Here is a 17,944-nt window from a genome sequence, read left to right on the forward strand (position 1 = left end):
TTGGATAGAAACGTCGCCTGTATGTCCCGCGATGTCAAGTGTCCCGTTGTCCGTGACGCCGGAAGATGCGGCGATGCTTCCGTTCCCGTTTAATGACAACGTTGCATTTGTGCCTATGTTCGTTGAGCCAGTGTAAGTATTTGATCCGCTTAAGGAAAGAGTGCCGTGACCTGCGGTGTCGATAATCGAGAGGCTACCTGGTACGCCGCTCGTATCGTCGGAAATGCCAGTGCCGATCGTGGTGTTAACTCCGTGAGTGTCGATGACACCGCCATTGCCAGTAATGCTGAATTGATTGGAAGAGATGTCCGTCCCGTCTGCAACCAAGGTGCCGCCATCGAAGATGTTAGTTGCGGTAGTACCCGAGCCATTCGTGGAAGCGTTAATCGTCGTGGTCGACGCGCCGCCAGCGTTGTTCGTCGCAGCAGGCGTGTACAACGTGGTAAATCCAGATGTTGTCGGGAGAGCACAAGAGCTTGCTGGTCCACTTAGCGAAACGCAAGGCCCAGTGAATGCTCCGACGCGAATGTCGTTCGAGTTGGCGCTATTGTCGCCGCTCAACGAAAAAGTCAGCGTGTAGGTCACGCCGCTGGTTAGTGACACGCCTTGATAAATACCGTCGAAGCTTCCCACAGCGCCGTCATACCACGTGCCGTTGGTGCCTGAACTTGCCGGTGCTTGCCAAGTTCCCGCTGCGTATGGGGCCGAGCCGGTCTGATAGGCAACACCCCAGTTAGCGGGAGCTTGGACACCCGAATTTGGTATTGCTCCGCCATTAGTGAAAGTACTGTTGGTCAGCAAGTTAGCCGACGTCCCAGCTACAAGCAATTCTGGATCTTGGAACGTCCAGTAGGCCGGGTCTTGTCTAAACGCGAACAACACATAGTTGATCCCGGTCGCCGTCGCCGTAAAGGAAACAGAGTAGTTGGACTGTGCCGGCGTGGTGTATGACGCACTATTGGCGGCGTTACCATTGTTGATGTCAAGGATTGCGCCATTTGGCAAGGCTTGAGCCGATGCGTACGCGGGGCCAAGTCCGAAAATGACGGCGGCCATCGTCAGTTTTAACCTCATTCCGACAGGGCTGAGCGCTGCTACTGCCGGAAACTTGCGGCCTGTTTTCGCGAACAGCGCCGGTAGCCTCGCTAACAAATTACCCAAGCCGCAAATGCATGCCGACACCAACTCTCCAGCCACTTTCACCAAACGAAAACCTACAGCCACCTGTCTCATTCCATCTTCCTCAAAATGTGTCATTTTTTCCGATGACACTCCGGGTCAGTTCTTAAGAAGAATTACAAACTGTTTCAGGAGTTTTTGATTCGAGGAATAAGCTGTCGTATAGAGGGTTATTCGACGTTTTAAAATTTTGAAGAAAAAAAATACTAGCAACAGGGTATTGTTTAGACAAATAAATAAACAACAAAATCGGTAAATATGCCCACTTAACCGCGACGTTGCTCAGTCGTGCGTCAGTGATATATGAACGAGGTCAATCGACGCGACTTGTCCGTAAGCGGCTGGTGAAGGCATCTTGAATTGACGCAGTAGCCTTAGGAGCATCGTGTCCACTTGAACAAAAGGTGGACAATTGAACACTATTGACCAAGATGCTCCCTTAGGCCGTCGCAAACGGCGCCGATACCCAGACGACTTTAAAGCGGAAGTGGTGGCTGCCTGCCAAGGACCAGGTGTGTCGGTTGCCGCGATCGCGTTGATGCATAAGCTGAATGCCAACTTGCTGCGGCGCTGGCTGGAGAAAACCGAGAGCGGCGCAACGACGAGCGACAGTGACGTCGTGGCAATGAAGCCGTCAGCAGCGGTGGCAATACCATCTGCTTCTGTCCCACGTCAAATTAACGACGCGAATGATCACAGAGAAATCCGCTTCGAGGTACGGCGCGGCCAACAATCGATCACGGTTAGTTGGCCGACATCAGACGCGGCCCAATGCGCGGCGTGGTTACGCGAGTGGTTGAAATGATCCGCATTGACGAGGCCTGGCTCGCGGTTGACCCACTCGACATGCGCGCCAGTTTCGATACAGTTCTTGCGCGCGTGATCGCCGTGTTCGATGCGGCTCATCCCCACCACGCCTAATCACTTGCTCGTACATGCGCCCCAAATAGGCAACCGAAAGCCGTGCGCTGTCACCCCAAGGCCTTTCCCGAAACGCCCTCGTCGGCTAATACTTTGAAAAATGGCGATACCATTTTTAAAGCGAATAGCATTTGGGAATCAGCGAGCCAGTGCGGGCGGTTGCAATCTGCGCGGCCCGAATGAGCAAGTCGTACTGGCACTGCGCATCAATGGATCTGGCATATATCGATTGTCATGGTGTTCGCCCGGTTTTTATATTGTCCCTGCCATACCGTGGCGCAGCAGTGCCATCATATCCTCGCGGCTAGGATACCGGGGATTGACCGCCACGTTTCCCGACTGCATGGCCTCGTCGATGATTTCGTCAAAGCGATCTTCGGTCACGCCGAAGTCCGCCAGCGTTTGAGTAATGCCAATATCCCGCCGTAGCTCGAGCACCGCGTGCGCTGCTCGAGCGGCCGTGGATTCGCCGAGCAGCGCGGCAACCTTTGCATAGCCTTCCACATTCGACGATGCGTTATACGCAATGATCGCGGGCAGCATGATCGCGTTCACCAGACCGTGCGCAATACCAAACTTGTTGCCAAGCGGCAGCGCGAACGCATGTACGAGTCCCAAACGTGTCGCATTGAACGCGATGCCCGCCATCGCGCTGGCGAGCAACATATCGCCGCGCGCATCGATATCGTCGCCATGCAGGGTCGCCCGCCGCAAGCTTCGGCCGATCAGCGAAATCGCCTGATGCGCGAGCGCCTCGGTCATCGGCTGGTTGGCCGTGTTGACGCATGATTCGATGGCATGCGTGAGCGCATCCATGCCGGTAGCAGCCGTGATGCTGGCCGGCAAACTTCGGGTCAGTTCAGGATCGAGCAAGCCAATGCGCGGACAGTTGTACACACTGCCAATCGATATCTTGATGTCGGCCTCGGTGTCGGAGAGCACCGACCAGATCGTCAGCTCGCTGCCGGTACCCGACGTGGTCGGGATGGCGATGACGGGCGCGCCGGCATGGGGCACCTTACCTATGCCGACATAGTCCCGAATTGTGCCCGCGTTGCCAAGCATCAAGCCAATCGCCTTGGCTGTGTCGAGCGCGCTCCCTCCGCCCACGCCGACGATCAGATCGCATGACTTATTGCGGGCGAGCGCAATGCCTTGCGTAACCGAGTGCACAGCGGGATCGCTTTGGACCTCGGTGAATGCGACCGCCTCAATATCCGCGACCCTCAGCGTGTCCAAAACACGGTCTACAATACCGGCGGCTTTTACGCCTGGATCTCCAACTATCAGCACACGCTTGCCGCCCAGTTGCCGGACAAAGCCCGGCAGCTTAGCAAGGTTGCCCCGTCCATATTCGATGGCAGTTGGAACGTAGAAACTGAATGATGCGGGATACGGCATGAAAGAAACTCCCCGGAGTGATGGATCAGCGTAATGTTTCAGACCGGCTGCGCAGCGACGCCATCCACAGGAACCCGTTCAATGCGGCAGAGCCGAGCAGCGCGTAGCCCGCCACATAAAAACCGCTACCCGCATTTCCTCCGCGCGCGGCCCAGCCCACGAGGATCGGACCCACAGCCCCTCCCCAGTTGCCGATAAAATTGACCAAGCCTGCGGACGAACCAATCTGGTTGCGCGGCACGAGGCTCAGCGTCCACGACCACCAGATTCCGATGCCCGAATAAAGACATATGCCGGTGACGACGAGCATTGTCATCGATACGAACAGGTTGTCGCGGATCAGCGGTTGGACCAGGATCGCAATGCCGCCTACAACGAGCGGCACGATAAAATGCCAGTTGTCCGCGTGACGCGCGCGGCTCGACCAGCGCGTGTTCACATAAAGTCCGAGCGCGGCAAACGCGAAGGGTATAGCGGTGAGCACTGCGACGTTGGCAATGCCGGTGGCCGATAACTGCTTGATGAGCGCTGGCAACCACAAGCCGAATCCATAAAGACCCGTGAGCCACAAAAAGTACGCGACGCCCAGACCCAGAATGAGCGGGCGGCGAAGCACCGCGGAAAACGGCGCAGGTGCGCTAGTTTCGACTTCGCGGCTTGCGAGGATCATGCGGCGTTCTTCGCCTGAAATGCGGTTGTCGTGCTCGGGTGCGCTGCTGCCAAGCCACGCCCAGGCAAGCGCAAGCGCGAGCACCGGAATGCCCTGAACGATGAACATCATGCGCCAGTCGGTCAGGTGGATCAGCGCTCCCGCGATCGGAGCCATCAGTGCAGACGACAGCGGCAATACATACTGCGCGAGGTTGACCGCGCGGCTGCGCTCCGCGCTCGGGAACCACCGCATGATGATGGTTGCGAAACTTGGCCAGATGACGCCCTCGGCCACGCCCATCACGAAACGAATGCCGACGATCTGGTCGTACGTGGTCGCCAGTCCCGATGCAATGCCAGTCACGCCGACCACCGCAAGGCTAGTCACGATCACCCATTTCGGCCCGAAGCGGTTAGCCAGCCAGCCGCCGGGGATCTGCATCACGACGTATCCCCAGAAAAACGCAGCAAGGAGGAAACCCGTGACAACGCCCGTCATGCCGAACTGGCGCACCATTTCCGGCGCGGCGACGCTGATATTGCTCCGGTCGACGTAACAACCGAGATAGGCGAGGAAGATCAAGGTGCCCATGCGGATCCAGCGAGCGCGCGGAATCGGCTTGCCGGATTCGGCGACTTGCATGCCCGGGGAAGCAAGATCCGCGCTTGCCGTTTTTGCGAATGTGTTAGCCACGGTGTCTCCCAAATGGCGTTTTTTATATCGATATGCAAGTCCGGCTGACAACCAAGAATCAGTCGAATAAATCGGGCTCGTGGCGCGCGATCGCGTCGTAGATTGGCTGGAAGTGCAGCCACGCCATGAACGGCGTCGCAAGATGATTGCGCGAGTGAATCGCGGCTTCGCGTCCAATCAGTTTCAAGGGCGAGCCGGTCGACTCGGCTTTGATCTGGATCTCGCATGCCCGCTCAAGCGCGATGAACCACCACGCGGCTTCATCGACGCTTTCGCGTCCCGCCGAGAACAGACCGTGGTTTTGATGAATCGCCGCCTTGTTGTCTCCGAATGCGGCGGCGACAGTGGAGCCTGCGTCTTTGTCGACGACCACCGCGCCGGCTTCTTCCGTGATCAGAGCGTGGTCTTCATAAAAGCCGCAGGCCGTCTGAGTGATCGGATCGAGCGGGCGGCCCAGCGCTGCCCACGCCATACCGTTGGTCGTATGGGCATGGCAGGACGCGACGATGTGCGGATTGGCCTGATGGATTGCCGAATGCAGCACGAAGCCGGCGCGGTTCACGGCCCACTTGCCTTCCACGACGTTACCCTCGTGGTCGACCAGCAGCAAGTCGGACACGCGCACGCGGCCAAAATCCATTGCAAATGGGTTGGTCCAGAACAGGTTTGTATGTTCCGGGTCGCGCACCGTGACGTGACCAGCAAAACCATACTCGTACCCATATTTCGCAAAGACCCGGCACACGGCAGCTAAGCGCTGCTTTCGATGCAGGCGCTCCTCAGCTACTGTCGCGAAGCTTGGATACTGTGGGAAATAGAGGCCCTTTTGATCGGGACGGTAAATAGTCTTGGGTTCGGCGCGCTGAAGCATGGACGGCTCTCAAAAGGAAAAACGTCCACGAAGTCTAGGAAAAGGCGGGCTCCCAATCCAATCATTAAATCGCTCTACTCCATAAGCTACAGTGATGAACTAGGGTTGACCCTCTAGGGTTGACCCTCTAGGACTGACCCTCTAGGACTGACCCTCTAGGACTGACCCTCTAGGACTGATCCGCTAGGATTGGTCCTATTAGGCAGCCGCCGCTTGCGCGCGCAGACAGTCGATGAATTCAAGCACAATGCGCGAACGCGGAGCGGATCGGTTCAGAATTAGAAGGCTCTTGAATTCGACCTGCGGGACCAGCGGACGACTGACCATTCCAGGCAAGCGCATCGCCCGAAGCAGGTCCGGTTCGACCAGCGCGACGCCTGCGCCATTGAACGCGAGCATGATTCCGGTAATCGATAGGCCTACTTCGACGCTGATGTTCAACGCGACGCCGGCATCGCTCATTGCCTTGTCCACATAGGGACGAAGCAGTGCTTGCGGCAAATAAGTGACGATGGCATAGGGCACCAAGTCGGCCGGCGATATCGACGATCGATTCGCAAGCGGGTGCGACTCGGGCAAGACGCACGTAATGCTTCCCCGCGAGAGGACTTCAGTTTCGACTTGCGCGCTGATGATCGGCTCATAGGCCAGTCCGATGTCGGCTTCCCGGTTCAATACACGCTCAAGGACCACGGGCGAACCGAGCGATTGAAGCGCAATCTTCGCGTGGGGACGCGCCTTGGTGAAGCTGGCAACCGTCTGCGCTAGGAGCCCATTGGCAAGCGGCGAGGTTGCCGCAATCGATAGCGAGCCACGCAAACCGCCCGCAAGGTCGCGCGACAAACGCTCTACCGCGTCAAGCCGGTTGAAGATATCCGCTACGTCCGGCAGCAACGCTTCGGCCTCGGGCGTTGGACGCAAACGGCCGTTCACTCGATCAAAAAGCGGCATTTGAAGCCGGCTTTCAAAATGCTTGAGCACAGCGCTCACTGCCGGCTGAGTAATGTTTAGGGATTCGGCCGCTGCGGTTATCGACCCGGTGCGCATGATCGCGTGGAAGATTTCGATATGACGCAGGTTTAACATTTCTAGTCACACAGTCGTGGTGAAAATTCATGCGATGTCGTGAGCGCAGATCAACGGAAGATAACGTCGCAAACGCAAACTGCGCAAGCGGCGCATTGTTGATCACGCTGGTGCTTTGATTGCTGTGAATCGCGTCTAGGCGAGGCGCATGTCATGGAGATAGAGTCGAAGCCGTGAACGAGTCGGGCTCGACACGGATTACAGTGTGTTTCGCTCACCTAGCCCCTTCCTGCTTGCCCGGTGCCCGGCCTGTTACTTCCGGGCATAGAGCGTTCCAGGCATAGAGCACAAGCGCATCATACTGCTACACCAACGACGAAGAGTCGCTCCCCTCACCCGAGCCCTATAGTTGCGGTTGGACGATGCTCGCCGTGCTCATTACAGGGACACCGGCAGGCATCGCTCAACGAACCTGTTCTGCGCTCGGTGACCGGCATGCGACGCAAGTCACGCCGCCGATCAGCTCTTGCGATCAGCTCTTGTCCAGCGATCGCGCTTGGTGTGAACCGTTTGAGTCGATGATCGTAAGTTCGCGAAATGAAATTCGCTACTGTCGAAGGATGTGACACCTTGCCCCCACAGCTTACGTAAAGCGGTCCACGCCAGCCGCGCGCGGGAACTATGCGAATTGGAGGCAGCGCGATTCAAACGCGGCAGAGGGAGATTTGGCAACTGTTCCGTCAGATTGCCAATGGTCTCGGGCGCCGCTCTGATTAGCCTGTGGGGCACGCAAAACCGGGGAAACCGGTGAAACCGGCGCAACGCGCGCTGCGATCACGCTCAGGCACATCCAACAAATGTTCGTCACAGATACAGCCACACGACCTAAGCAGTTGCGCGTCGTCTTGCGCGCGTCCCACACCGTTGACAAGTTCTTGTTTCCAAAGACGTCCCCGTTTAGTTAATCCCGCTTTCTCGGCGCACCCTCACGTCGATGATGGGGCTGCGCTAGTCGCCACCATTGCAGCGTTACGTCTGATGAATGTGGGGTGACGCACGGAACCGTCCCGTGTCACCCGCTTAAAGTAGCTCCATGCTGAATTTGCTAGCACCCGCGCTTTCTTTGTGCGTCTCGCGTCCTCTCAAACGAAAACATGGCACTCGTTAAAATTTCGGCTCACGAACTGGAACTCGACACGCCTTTGCGCTTTCGCATTTACTCCGCCGTTGGGAAGCTTCTCTTAGGCGAAGGCAATGCTTTGCGCTCTGAGGCGCAGCGAGAAAGGCTTCTGACGATCGGCGCTTATCGCGAAGCCGACGCGCCCGGGCCCACACCTACTGACGCGGGCGTGGGCGATGCTGTGTTGATTTCAACGGCCGCGCATACCACGGCCGAGCCGCTTGCTCTGGAGCCCCTGCAAGGGCACTTCCCGACACTGCCCACCGGCATTGAACAATTTCAGTTGACTTCGTGCACCGGGCATACCGCGTCGTTTTATGTTCGATATGTCGGTGCAATTCCTGAGCTCGCGCTGCTTGTCATGGTTCAAGGCGAAAGCGAACATCTTCAAGTAGGCGCGGAGCTCGAGGCCAAGGTGATATTTGGGCGGGCATTCTATGCCTTTCGCACCCGGGTCGCCGCGCGGGACAGTCGCATCCCGGCGCTTCTCCAACTCGAATACCCTGCGACTATCAAAAGACATACGATTCGCAAGCACATGCGAATCAACACCCGACTATCCGCGCGTCTCATTCGCAATGACGTGGTGGCCACCGGGTTCGATGCGCAGATCACGAACCTGTGCGCGAGCGGCATCGGCGTCTTCTTGCCTGACGCGACGCTTGAAGTTGGCGAACACTTCAAGATCGCCGTGCGGCTGAAGGTCGATGGGCGTGAGCATGCCCTCGTGTTTCATTGCGTCGCACGCAATCGGTCGTTCGAGGGAAAAGGCCTCAAGGTGGGTGCTGAATTCAGTGCACTGCCTGACGAGACTCGGCGTATGACCCAGGCGTATATTTTTCAGCAAGCAACGGGCACTTCTCAGGACTGAGTTACGGCGCTCAGACAAGTAGCACCGCAGGTCCAAAATTTGCGTCGCCTCGCGAAGACTTAACCACAAAACGAGAACGCGATATGAAAATTTGGTCCTATATCACCGTTGCTACCGTGATCGGGTCGGCAAGCCTCAGCGCTCAAGCGCAAGTTGCCGGAACTCAGCCCTTAAGCGTGACGGTGCAGCAGTCAGCAGCATTGCTTCAAGGATGGAGTGCTAAAAAAGGCATTCTCGGCAAAGCGGTCTACAACGACGCCAACGAGAAAATTGGTTCGATCATGGATTTGGTGATTTCGCCGGACACTACGGTTTCAGCAGCCATTATTGCCACGGGCGGATTCCTCGGTGTCGCGACCCATGATGTCGCGGTACCGATCGGGTCTCTCGATATTCGTAACGGCAATTTCTATTTGGCCGGCGCAACGAAACAAGCACTCAAGGACACGCCCGAGTTCCAGTACAACAAAGTGCAGACGCCAGCCAAGCCAAGAAAGCTTCAGGCTAAATAACACCTGAGCGCGTACGCGGGGCCTTTCCGCAAAGCGGCGGGAGCTGACCAAGCGTGAAAGGAAGTCGCGACCTGCAAAGGGTCGCGGCTTTTTTTGCACTGGGGCGAGCGTTCGATGTCCTGAGCGAGCCGGAGAACAAGGCGCCCTCGTCGCCGTAAGAGCGCAATTGTCACCACTTCAGGCTCGCCCCTTATTTGCTTATCGCAAGCGCAAACGTCTTGAACACCTCGAGTTGGGTAGGCGCATAAACCTGTGCGCGCTCCCGCTTACCACGTGATGAATGGGTTGTGCCGATGACACCGAACGTTTTTGCGACGGCACACGCGCCACGTGCGGCATCGGCTTGTGCCATCACCCATTCGTGGCTTGCGTTATCCAAGCTCGCACTTCGGCTTTTTGGACCTCCTGTCGATTGCATCGATGGCCTGCGACACAACCACATGGGGCTTTCGGATCTCGAAAAAACGAAGCAAGCGAAGCCGGAGGTAGTGGTAGAGCTCGTCTGGCGCAAGGATTGACTCGGGCAGCAACGGATGGATTTGGCAAGGCGTCGCCGCAGCGATTGCCAGCCCCTCAACCGGACACCCATACACGCTCAGGAGCGAACGTAACGCGCGCAAGACCGCTGCAAGCCGTCGCACCGGCGCGGTGTGAAGCACAGCCCCATCCTGAGCGTGCGCTGCGATCAATGTCTCGGCGTCGAGCCCTGGTTCGACGCTTCCCTGAAACGGCATTACGCACACAACAAACGCGCCGAACGGCGTTACGACCACCACATCCAGATCCGTAATCGCGCACTGTGTGTGAGGCGCATGGACAAAGCGCAGCCCGCAACGTATCGCATAGTCGCCTACCCCTAAGCGACGCAGCACCTGCTCGAACAAGGCCGAGACACCCTTGACCATTTCATCCATGCCAAGAACAGGCGAACGCAGATTTTTACTACTTGTCTCAGATGCGCTTTCGGCCAAACGCCGGGCACCGCAATCGCTCAATACCGATGTGGTCAAAACAATCCCCTCTTCAAAGTAGACCTTACCAGCCTAAGCAAAGAAGAAGAAAGTCAAGCAGCCTGCGAGGCGCACCGATCGCAAATGATGCGCAGCCGGCCGATCATCAAGCCGCGCGTCCGGCCGCGCCTCTTGCACAATGAATGACGAGTCGTGGGAGCGCTGAAATTTTAGACAGTCACGCTCTCGTCGCTCTCGTCGCTCTCGTCGCTCTCGTCGCTCTCGTCGCTCTCGTCGCTATGGTCGCTATGGTCGTTCCCCTCATCGCCGTCCCGCGCTGCAGCGCCGCCGCTCACGCGAGCGCTTGGATCGCTTACCTTGGAAAGCACGCGATACAGCGCCTGGCGCGAGATGCCCAGTGACTTCGCCGCGTGCGACTTATTGCCGTTTGCTGCCGCGAGTGCCACGAGCGCTTGCTCGCAGCTCACCACCGGCGCATCAATCTTGCGAATCGCTGCAAACGAAGAAATGTAGGCGCCCGCCTTGGTCGCTAATCCATGCCCGGCCGCAGCGACAATCTTTTCCATCGCAAGCTGGTGCAATTGCGGATCGGGCTTTTGATCAGAACGCTTGATCGGTGCAGGCACGCCGGTCACTTGCTTGTACATGCGCTGCAAGTAGGCGTGGCGCAAGCCATGCACTGTCACCCCCAAACCCTTTTGCGAGACGCCCTCATTAGCTAACACTTTATAAAAATGGCGATACCATTTTTTGAGCGAATAAGACTCGGGAATCATTGAGCCCGTACGGGGGTTTGCCATCTGCGCGGCCCGAATAAGCAGGTCATACTGCCAGTCGGCATCGATGGGCACCACACGCGGGCGCCCGCCTTTGGTCCCATCGGTCACGTGAAGATGGCCGGACACGCGCAGACACTGAAGTGGGCGCAGCAGCATGCTCTCTTGCGCGCGTAAGCCAAACGCGGACTGTAACTCGACCTGAATCGCAACCCACCGGTCGCTGTGCGATAAGCGCGCGATGACCTCATCAACATTCACGTCGGCGGCCTCCCACGATTTGTCCCGTTGCGCTACGTAATACCGGCGGTACCCGTCGGGGCGCGTGATGTAGTCATCGACCGTACCCACTAGCTGGTGTTTGCCCATCCATGCTGCGAGCGTGCGCCAATACGTGAGTTTGTTTTCGACCGTCCCTGGGCTCTGTTTATTTTTAATCACCCACACATTAACCAGATGCCGAATATGCTTGCTCGAGATATTCCACGGTGTCTCAATGGCAAAGCCATCGCGCCTTAGCTCTTTGAAACCGGCAATCAAAGACAAGAGGCGCCGCTCCTGTGTTTTAATTGAAATGGCATTGGCTGTCACCCGCGTCTTACTATGCGCATGAGACAGGAATTGTTGGAAGAGTTTGTCCAGCTCTCCGGTTAAACGCTTAGGAAGACCCGATCGTTCAAGTATTGCGCGATAACTGACTACGACTTTCATTTGCTTTCCTCATATTTAAACGGCACGCGGTTAAAAATTAATGCCGTCTTCAGTTAATTAGTCTAGACATACAATTCGCCATCCCAACGCCTCAACCAACTACTAAGGACTCTGCGCGAACACCAATCACACTTCGACCGCTGCGTTAGCAGCACGCGAAAACGAAGTTCAGGCGATGTCTCCATAGAAAAACGTTCTCAGTACCGCGTCGTTATGCATCGTTGGGTGCCGAGCACTACCCATCCCGGCGCACAAGGCACTCAGTTTCCAGCACCCATTACGAGCGCGATAATTCGCGTGAATCTATAGGCGTCGCGTGTTGTTCCGCCAGCGACGATTCGCGTCTTCGCCAAGTCACCGGTTTTGCGGCGCGCACAATGCTATTACTTAACCTCCGCTATGATTCTTGCGTTGATTTCGTTTTAGGTCTTTCGTTTTTTTTCGCATACGTGACGATCAACCCACATGACCTCCAATTTTTCTCGCTCCCTGAAAATTCTCGGTGATTTTTAAACAATCTCCGATTTGTTTTTAGGTTACGTAACCGGAAGTTGCAAATCTCACTCAATGTTTATTGATCCTCCTCAACGCATTCTGGAACACTACGCGTCCCCTTCTAATAAACTAACGCATCGCACGCCAGATAATTAAACAGGGCAAAGCCGCCGCACCTAATGGAACACACAGCGCGAATCTCAATAAGAAAACCAGTTAAGCACGAATGTCGTATCGCCGGTAATGGTGGACACAGGAAATTTCGAAGGTGAACTTTATTGCGATCGCGTATTGCCTCGATGCTGCAGGTGAACTAGGTTGATCAAATGGCAATTTAAGGTCGGTTGATACGACGGACTGTGCTCCTTATTTCGACACGGCTTGGCTCCCGTTCTCGAGACGCCGATAGAGCGTTTGACGTGAGATACCTAAACTCTTTGCCGCATGGGATTTGATTCCCAGAGCGTTGGCAAGGGCTGCCTGTGCTTGTTCAGCCGTCACTTCTGGCATGGCGACGCGAACGCGATCTATCACTAGATACCTGCTCGCCTTAATTTCCCGACTGAGGCCCGCCGCTTGCACAACGCGCCGCATGGCGGCACGATGACTGTCGCGCTCCGCGCGTTCAGATGTACCTTTCACCGGGGCGGCCATGCTTGTCGATCGCTCGTACACATCCTGCAGATATTGGTGGCGCAAACCCAAACTGGTTATGCCAAGCATCCTGTTCACGATCCCGTGTTTGTTCAACACAGCGTAGTAGACATTGCGCCATTGACTCGTCGTCAATCCTTGTCTCATTGTCGTGCCGGTAGATTTGTTGGATAAACGCGCCGCCTCTGTTAACACCGCATATTGCAGTTCGATTGGAACGGATCGCGCATGACCGCCAATCGTTCCCCGCATCACATTCACGAACGCTTTGTCTCGCAGCGCCTGCGCGGGCTTTAGCATGAAGCTTTCTCCCACCTTCAACCCAAATGCCATCTGCAACTTCAGCTGAACGGCAACATTAGGGTCGGTGCGTGCAACTTGTTCGATCAGGAGCATCGCATTCACCCCGCTGCCGTCCCAGGATTTATCTCGAGATGCCAAATGCGACCTGACTAATCCGTGCGATTCTCGATCAATGTAATCACTGAGCGTTCCAACTAATTCGGGCGTACCAATCCATTCGCCAAAGGCACGTAAATGCGTCAGCTTGTTTTCAATCGTGCCGCCGGAATGACCGAGACGGACCCACAAGTTAACCAAAATCTGCACGTCGCTTTTGTTGATGTTCTGGGGGTATCGCAATGGTTGACCGTTCATGTGCAATTCAAGGAACGATCGGCAGATCGCTCGTGCACGGACCTCTTTGGTCTTTGCCGACAATGATTTCGATGTGATTCTCGCGCGGCGGTGATACCGTTCGATGTTATCTGCTAAGAGACATTCAAGGGCAATCCTGAAGGGTAATGGCAACTTGTAGTCGTGAATTACGGCGGATACATCGAAGATCGGTGCCATAGTCTTTCCTTCGCAAAAAAATTGGTATAGATACGGGCTCAGAACGTGCGAGTACCTCACCCGTGCGAAAAGCGTATGTGCTCAAGGGCGAACTCGCGCGCTGCGCCAACATTAGTCAACGTTAATACATTGGGCTCTCTTCCCAGCGGGCTGCACTTCGTCCGCGTCGCTAAGCACGCGTGTCCCAGCACGGCCGCAGCATTTCTATCAAATGATGTTGGTCACTAGATTTTCCGCTGGCTGGCCGACGCTTCTTGCTTGCAGGTCTGTGCGTGCACGGTGCCATGTCGGGCGGTCGTCCGATCGTTTGTTTCGAATGTTCTCGATTTCGCCGTTCAATGTTCTTTGTTAGTAACCGTCGTGCCGATCGATACGACGGGTGGGTTTTAGGAAACTACGCGCTTGCATTCCGGGACTTTAGCGATGATTGTTTGATCCACCCGACGCAGGGAAGCGGCTGCGTTCCGATGGTCCCAAGTCAGCAATGCAGACTCAGGCTACTCAGCCGACGCACGCTAGGGCGGCAGCTAAGCAATTCTATTTGCGCATTTTGGTTCGGCTGCGCGTGCCGATCGATTAGTTCTCGGAAACTCGTACATGCTTCGTACATGAAGTTTCCCGCCCCTGGCAAGCCGGTGCATCGTTGCCGCGGTGTATCGGGCAACCCACACCATGCCCAGCGACAATGCTGAAGGGGCGAGTTGAATGGCCTCGAGCGCAGTGAGTCCGGTCACACGCTCGTTCTTAGTCACATGCTCCGCGCTTAGCGCACGCGGGTCATGGACGGTCAATATGCCTTGGACGCCCGAATGTCGGGACGGCGGCATGTGATGCAATTGGCGGACGTCCAGGACGTCTTTCATGAAGATGGCGTTCATTGGAAAGCGTTGTAACGGAGTCGGGGCCCTCAGGCTCAAGTCGATGCGTCGATGGCGCGGTGTATGAATGAATCGTACCGCTGCGTGCGGCGCGCATTGGCTTGCAAAGCTCACGAATTTGCTATGTCTTTCGCCGCAAGCGGCTGAAATTAGCGTTATCTGTGAGCCACGAAGCCGCTACGCGCGCGTTTTTGGGTTTCCTGACACGGCCCATACAGTGATGCAGGGGCCATACGCAGCGCTCAATGGCGGTGACACGCCCACTGCGTTGTCGCAGCGTCCGCCCAAAAATAATACTGAGCGAGTTGCGCACTCAGTTGTCGCGTCGCACCACCGGTTGAATCGGCGCCAAGCCCTGTCAACAAGCTCCTGCGCATGGGCTGGAGATACCCTTATGTGGATAACTACAAGGCTTCCCTTTTAAAGGCTCCAATGGGTCATCCTCTGAAATGTAGAGAAGGGAAGCGCGTCGGTTTGGGTTCTGCCACCGCGCCGACGCTGTGGTTGTGCCGCCGCCTGACGCCACCACTGGAGACGCCGAAAGCACCGGAAGCACCGGAAGCACCAATGCGGGAGAGCGGACCCATCGCAATCACCGAACCGAACGACATGCAATGGGCCCGGATGTTGAGACGTCCCGCACGGTCCGTTTTGGCGACGCCACAAGGACGCTTTTCTCGCCCGACTTAGCGCACGCGATGCCCCATAAGTTGAGGCGATGATCTGGACCGCGTTTATGCGTCATCCGTTTTGATAAGCCCGCCAGGTCATTTGCATCGGTCATAGTTAGACGGGGCAAGTGCATCTTGAGCCAAATCCAAGAGTGTGAGAATTCCCTTAAGGCGCATGCGTTGAGCCGGAACAAGCTCGTATGTATCGGCCAAGTTTCGAATTCGTTCGCGCCAGTAGTCGGGGTTGAGATTGATATAACGGCCGCCTTCGGCCTGCACGACGGCATATCGAACCACAGCGTCCAGGTGCCTGAGTTCTGCATCAGCGAACATTGACGGATGGCGTTTCGGTTGATTCAGGACCAACTGACGTTTAATAAGGCCCCTCATAGCACTACCTCTGGCCACCGGATCGTCGCGGGCAATGCATGCGTGACCCAACTGACGCGATGCGATTGTTCGTGCTCGTCAGTACGTCTAACTCGGTCTGCAGTCCTATTGAAATATCTTAAAAAATTTTTGTATGAATACGATTGCGTCCTACTCATGGTGACTGCTTGATGAAACCGACACGAGGCGACGACGATACGTTCAAATAGGGCAATGCATGAAGCGGAGGCAGAAACATGATTTGTGCGCATTGGAAGAAAGATTCATTGGTGACAATCCATCTTCTCGGCTTGGCGGCAATGTCAAGGCGACGACGGCGCGCTTAACCTGCAATGGCCTGCGGCACTCGCGTCTTTGGATTGAATCACTCATCGCCGACCGCGGCCGTCGTCGTTTTTTTCTCGTCGCTCATTGCCCACCCTTTCAAGAGGGCAATCGGATTGCATGCCGCGACCGTGCATAGTCCGCGATTTTTTTAGATGTACGCCAGTGCGCCATGTATTCTGGAAGCGGAGTATCGCGTGCAGACGTCCAATTGCGCATCCGCCTGTGCCAACGTCGAGGGCGGCTTTCTTAACACCCACCCGGATACTTCGAGAGCAAATGTCGATAGCGCGTCAAAGCTGGCCTTAGCGGTTCAGAGATTTGGATGCGGCTGCTGGGGCAATCGAGCGCCCCTTTGCACCTTGCGTGGTTTGAAAGAGGCGACACCCTGATCGCCGTACAGGGTCTTTCTCACAAAGACGCTATAAAACGTATCTCTTTGCAGCACCCGACCGGTCAAAACAGATGGCGGACGCCCCGGAATGCCCGAAAAACGTTTTCCAGATTTTTTATTTTGTTATCCGAGGTGTTTTTCGAATCTTCTTATTTATAATCAAAAACTTAGAAAAAATAACATGTCGCGAGACCCTGAGTGCCGATCAGGGTCTCCTGAAACCCAGATCACCATACGCGTCGCCCGTCCGGTCAAGCCGCTACCTCAACCTCATTTGCCAATACTGTGGTGCGCCCGCAGTATTGGCTAGCTTCGGAAGCCAGAGCTATCAGTATCGCGAAGACTGCGACACGCTGTAGCTCTGTGAGCCCTGTCAAGCGTGGATTGGAGCTTCTGCACTATTCACCAACTTGTTGCCGGCTGAAATCGTCAGGCGAGCAGTCGTCGTGATTTTTTAGTTTGTGCTCACCGCGAAAACGCGCCTGCTCCAGTTGGACAGCGCACATTCGGAAGAGAACAGCCGGAACCGACTTTCACAGAGGCACCGTCGCCTAAAGGACATTATCTCCCGGGCGGGACAGAGATTATTTGAGATCTGACAGTATTTCGTAATGTTTCTCTCGGAAAGGGATATGTTTTTCCATAGCTTTCTCAATTACCCCTTATATGCCGTATGAGGGGTCTCGGGAAACGCAGACCATCGATTGGCGAAGGAACGCGAGGCGTGAGATTCGTCCAGCTTTGGCTAGCGTGCACACAAGGTTGTGAATTGCACACCGGGCGTGATTGTGCCCGAGACAGCGGATACGAATGCCGGGCGCCGATTGTCTCGTGCGGAGAGCTTCACGCGCGATCGGCTCAGATCTATTTCTTCGGGGCTTGCTTTAGTGTTCGGTGCTCGCGAACGCGCTAGGAAGATATCGAGAGAACCGCACATTCTGTAACTGGCGGGCAAACCAACGAAGCGCAGGAGGCCGCCCGTGCCGAACAAGGTATGGGAGGTGTAAGCGCGCGGGATTGTCCAGATGAACGAATGAGCGAATCCGAGGTTGCTTTATCGTCAATCTCACGACCGCCTCGCCTCCAATTAAGTATGCGGGCTTTGGAAATGATGACCGGAACCGGTACGTGGGGTTCAAGTGGTGCGACGTTTTAAGCGTGTCGTGTCCAGACCGCACCAGGCAAGAAAACCGGTAAATTTCTATAATAATCAAATATTTATTAGTTTTTCATGCGCAATCTGACCACATCATGATGTGTTCCAAAGTTTGCAAACGGTTCACCTACGCATCTAGGCCATCATAGCGCGTGAAATTGCGTAGATAGCTGAGGATTCAACTAAAGGCGCTTTTGTGAATGTTTCAAAGGGGAACTCTTTGCGAAGCCGGTGCTAGGCGTGAGGATATATTCCGAGATTTACGGCGCCGGCATTGCGCAAACGGCGGCGCGCATTTCCCTGTCGTCAGACGTTCGAGATAGCCGATCAAGAATGAACGGCGCGTCAACAGCGGCAATTACA

At 55.8% G+C, this 17,944-nt stretch carries 11 protein-coding genes and 1 pseudogene; 4 read left to right on the top strand and 8 right to left on the bottom strand.

The genetic code is table 11. From position 1 onward, the window contains the following. Nucleotides 1-126 precede the first annotated feature (126 nt). Nucleotides 127-438 (bottom strand): annotated as a pseudogene (locus AXG89_RS44580) (hypothetical protein); the annotation flags it as partial. Here AXG89_RS44580 and AXG89_RS41960 point away from each other — a divergent pair. Together AXG89_RS41960 and tnpA are read left to right on the top strand one after the other, a co-directional pair. Beyond that, nucleotides 374-580, top strand: coding sequence for a hypothetical protein (locus AXG89_RS41960; RefSeq protein WP_162915981.1), 207 nt, complete (start codon nucleotides 374-376; stop codon nucleotides 578-580). The pseudogene AXG89_RS44580 and the gene AXG89_RS41960 overlap by 65 nt on opposite strands. Nucleotides 581-1,591: 1,011 nt before the next feature. Then, nucleotides 1,592-1,984 (top strand): IS66-like element accessory protein TnpA, encoded by a 393-nt coding sequence (gene tnpA / locus AXG89_RS02275; protein ID WP_062167530.1) that lies wholly within the window; start codon nucleotides 1,592-1,594, stop codon nucleotides 1,982-1,984. Between the two features lie 368 nt (nucleotides 1,985-2,352). Here tnpA and AXG89_RS02280 read toward each other — a convergent pair whose 3' ends face one another. The 4 genes from AXG89_RS02280 to AXG89_RS02295 all read right to left on the bottom strand — a co-directional run bounded on the left by AXG89_RS02280 (nucleotide 2,353) and on the right by AXG89_RS02295 (nucleotide 6,803). Then, the gene (locus AXG89_RS02280) at nucleotides 2,353-3,501 is read right to left on the bottom strand and encodes an iron-containing alcohol dehydrogenase (RefSeq protein ID WP_062167533.1); all 1,149 of its coding nucleotides are present in this window, start codon (nucleotides 3,499-3,501) and stop codon (nucleotides 2,353-2,355) included. 25 nt (nucleotides 3,502-3,526) lie between these two features. Beyond that, the gene (locus AXG89_RS02285) at nucleotides 3,527-4,846 is read right to left on the bottom strand and encodes an MFS transporter (protein WP_062167535.1); all 1,320 of its coding nucleotides are present in this window, start codon (nucleotides 4,844-4,846) and stop codon (nucleotides 3,527-3,529) included. Between the two features lie 58 nt (nucleotides 4,847-4,904). After that, the gene (locus AXG89_RS02290; RefSeq protein ID WP_062167537.1) at nucleotides 4,905-5,717 is read right to left on the bottom strand and encodes a class II aldolase/adducin family protein; all 813 of its coding nucleotides are present in this window, start codon (nucleotides 5,715-5,717) and stop codon (nucleotides 4,905-4,907) included. Between the two features lie 198 nt (nucleotides 5,718-5,915). Continuing rightward, nucleotides 5,916-6,803, bottom strand: a complete 888-nt coding sequence (locus AXG89_RS02295; RefSeq protein ID WP_062167539.1) for a LysR family transcriptional regulator — start codon at nucleotides 6,801-6,803, stop codon at nucleotides 5,916-5,918. A 1,142-nt stretch (nucleotides 6,804-7,945) separates the two neighbouring features. Here AXG89_RS02295 and AXG89_RS02300 point away from each other — a divergent pair. Both AXG89_RS02300 and AXG89_RS02305 read left to right on the top strand, forming a co-directional pair. Then, nucleotides 7,946-8,794, top strand: coding sequence for a flagellar brake protein (locus tag AXG89_RS02300; RefSeq protein WP_205583056.1), 849 nt, complete (start codon nucleotides 7,946-7,948; stop codon nucleotides 8,792-8,794). Nucleotides 8,795-8,877: 83 nt separating this feature from the next. After that, the gene (locus AXG89_RS02305) at nucleotides 8,878-9,306 is read left to right on the top strand and encodes a PRC-barrel domain-containing protein (RefSeq protein WP_062167543.1); all 429 of its coding nucleotides are present in this window, start codon (nucleotides 8,878-8,880) and stop codon (nucleotides 9,304-9,306) included. Between the two features lie 371 nt (nucleotides 9,307-9,677). Here AXG89_RS02305 and AXG89_RS02310 read toward each other — a convergent pair whose 3' ends face one another. From AXG89_RS02310 to AXG89_RS02320, 3 genes are all read right to left on the bottom strand, one after another. Beyond that, a complete protein-coding gene (locus AXG89_RS02310; protein ID WP_119024613.1) occupies nucleotides 9,678-10,220 on the bottom strand; it encodes an NERD domain-containing protein in 543 nt (180 codons plus the stop codon). A gap of 266 nt (nucleotides 10,221-10,486) precedes the next feature. After that, entirely contained in the window at nucleotides 10,487-11,764 is a 1,278-nt protein-coding gene (locus AXG89_RS02315) for an integrase domain-containing protein (protein ID WP_082771319.1), read from the bottom strand. An 861-nt stretch (nucleotides 11,765-12,625) separates the two neighbouring features. Then, nucleotides 12,626-13,768 carry a helix-turn-helix domain-containing protein gene (locus AXG89_RS02320; RefSeq protein ID WP_062167547.1) on the bottom strand — a complete coding sequence of 381 codons (1,143 nt, stop codon included), beginning with the start codon at nucleotides 13,766-13,768 and terminating at the stop codon, nucleotides 12,626-12,628. Nucleotides 13,769-17,944: the final 4,176 nt, after the last annotated feature.

This window comes from Burkholderia sp. PAMC 26561, assembly GCF_001557535.2.
In the GTDB taxonomy this organism is placed as follows: domain Bacteria; phylum Pseudomonadota; class Gammaproteobacteria; order Burkholderiales; family Burkholderiaceae; genus Caballeronia.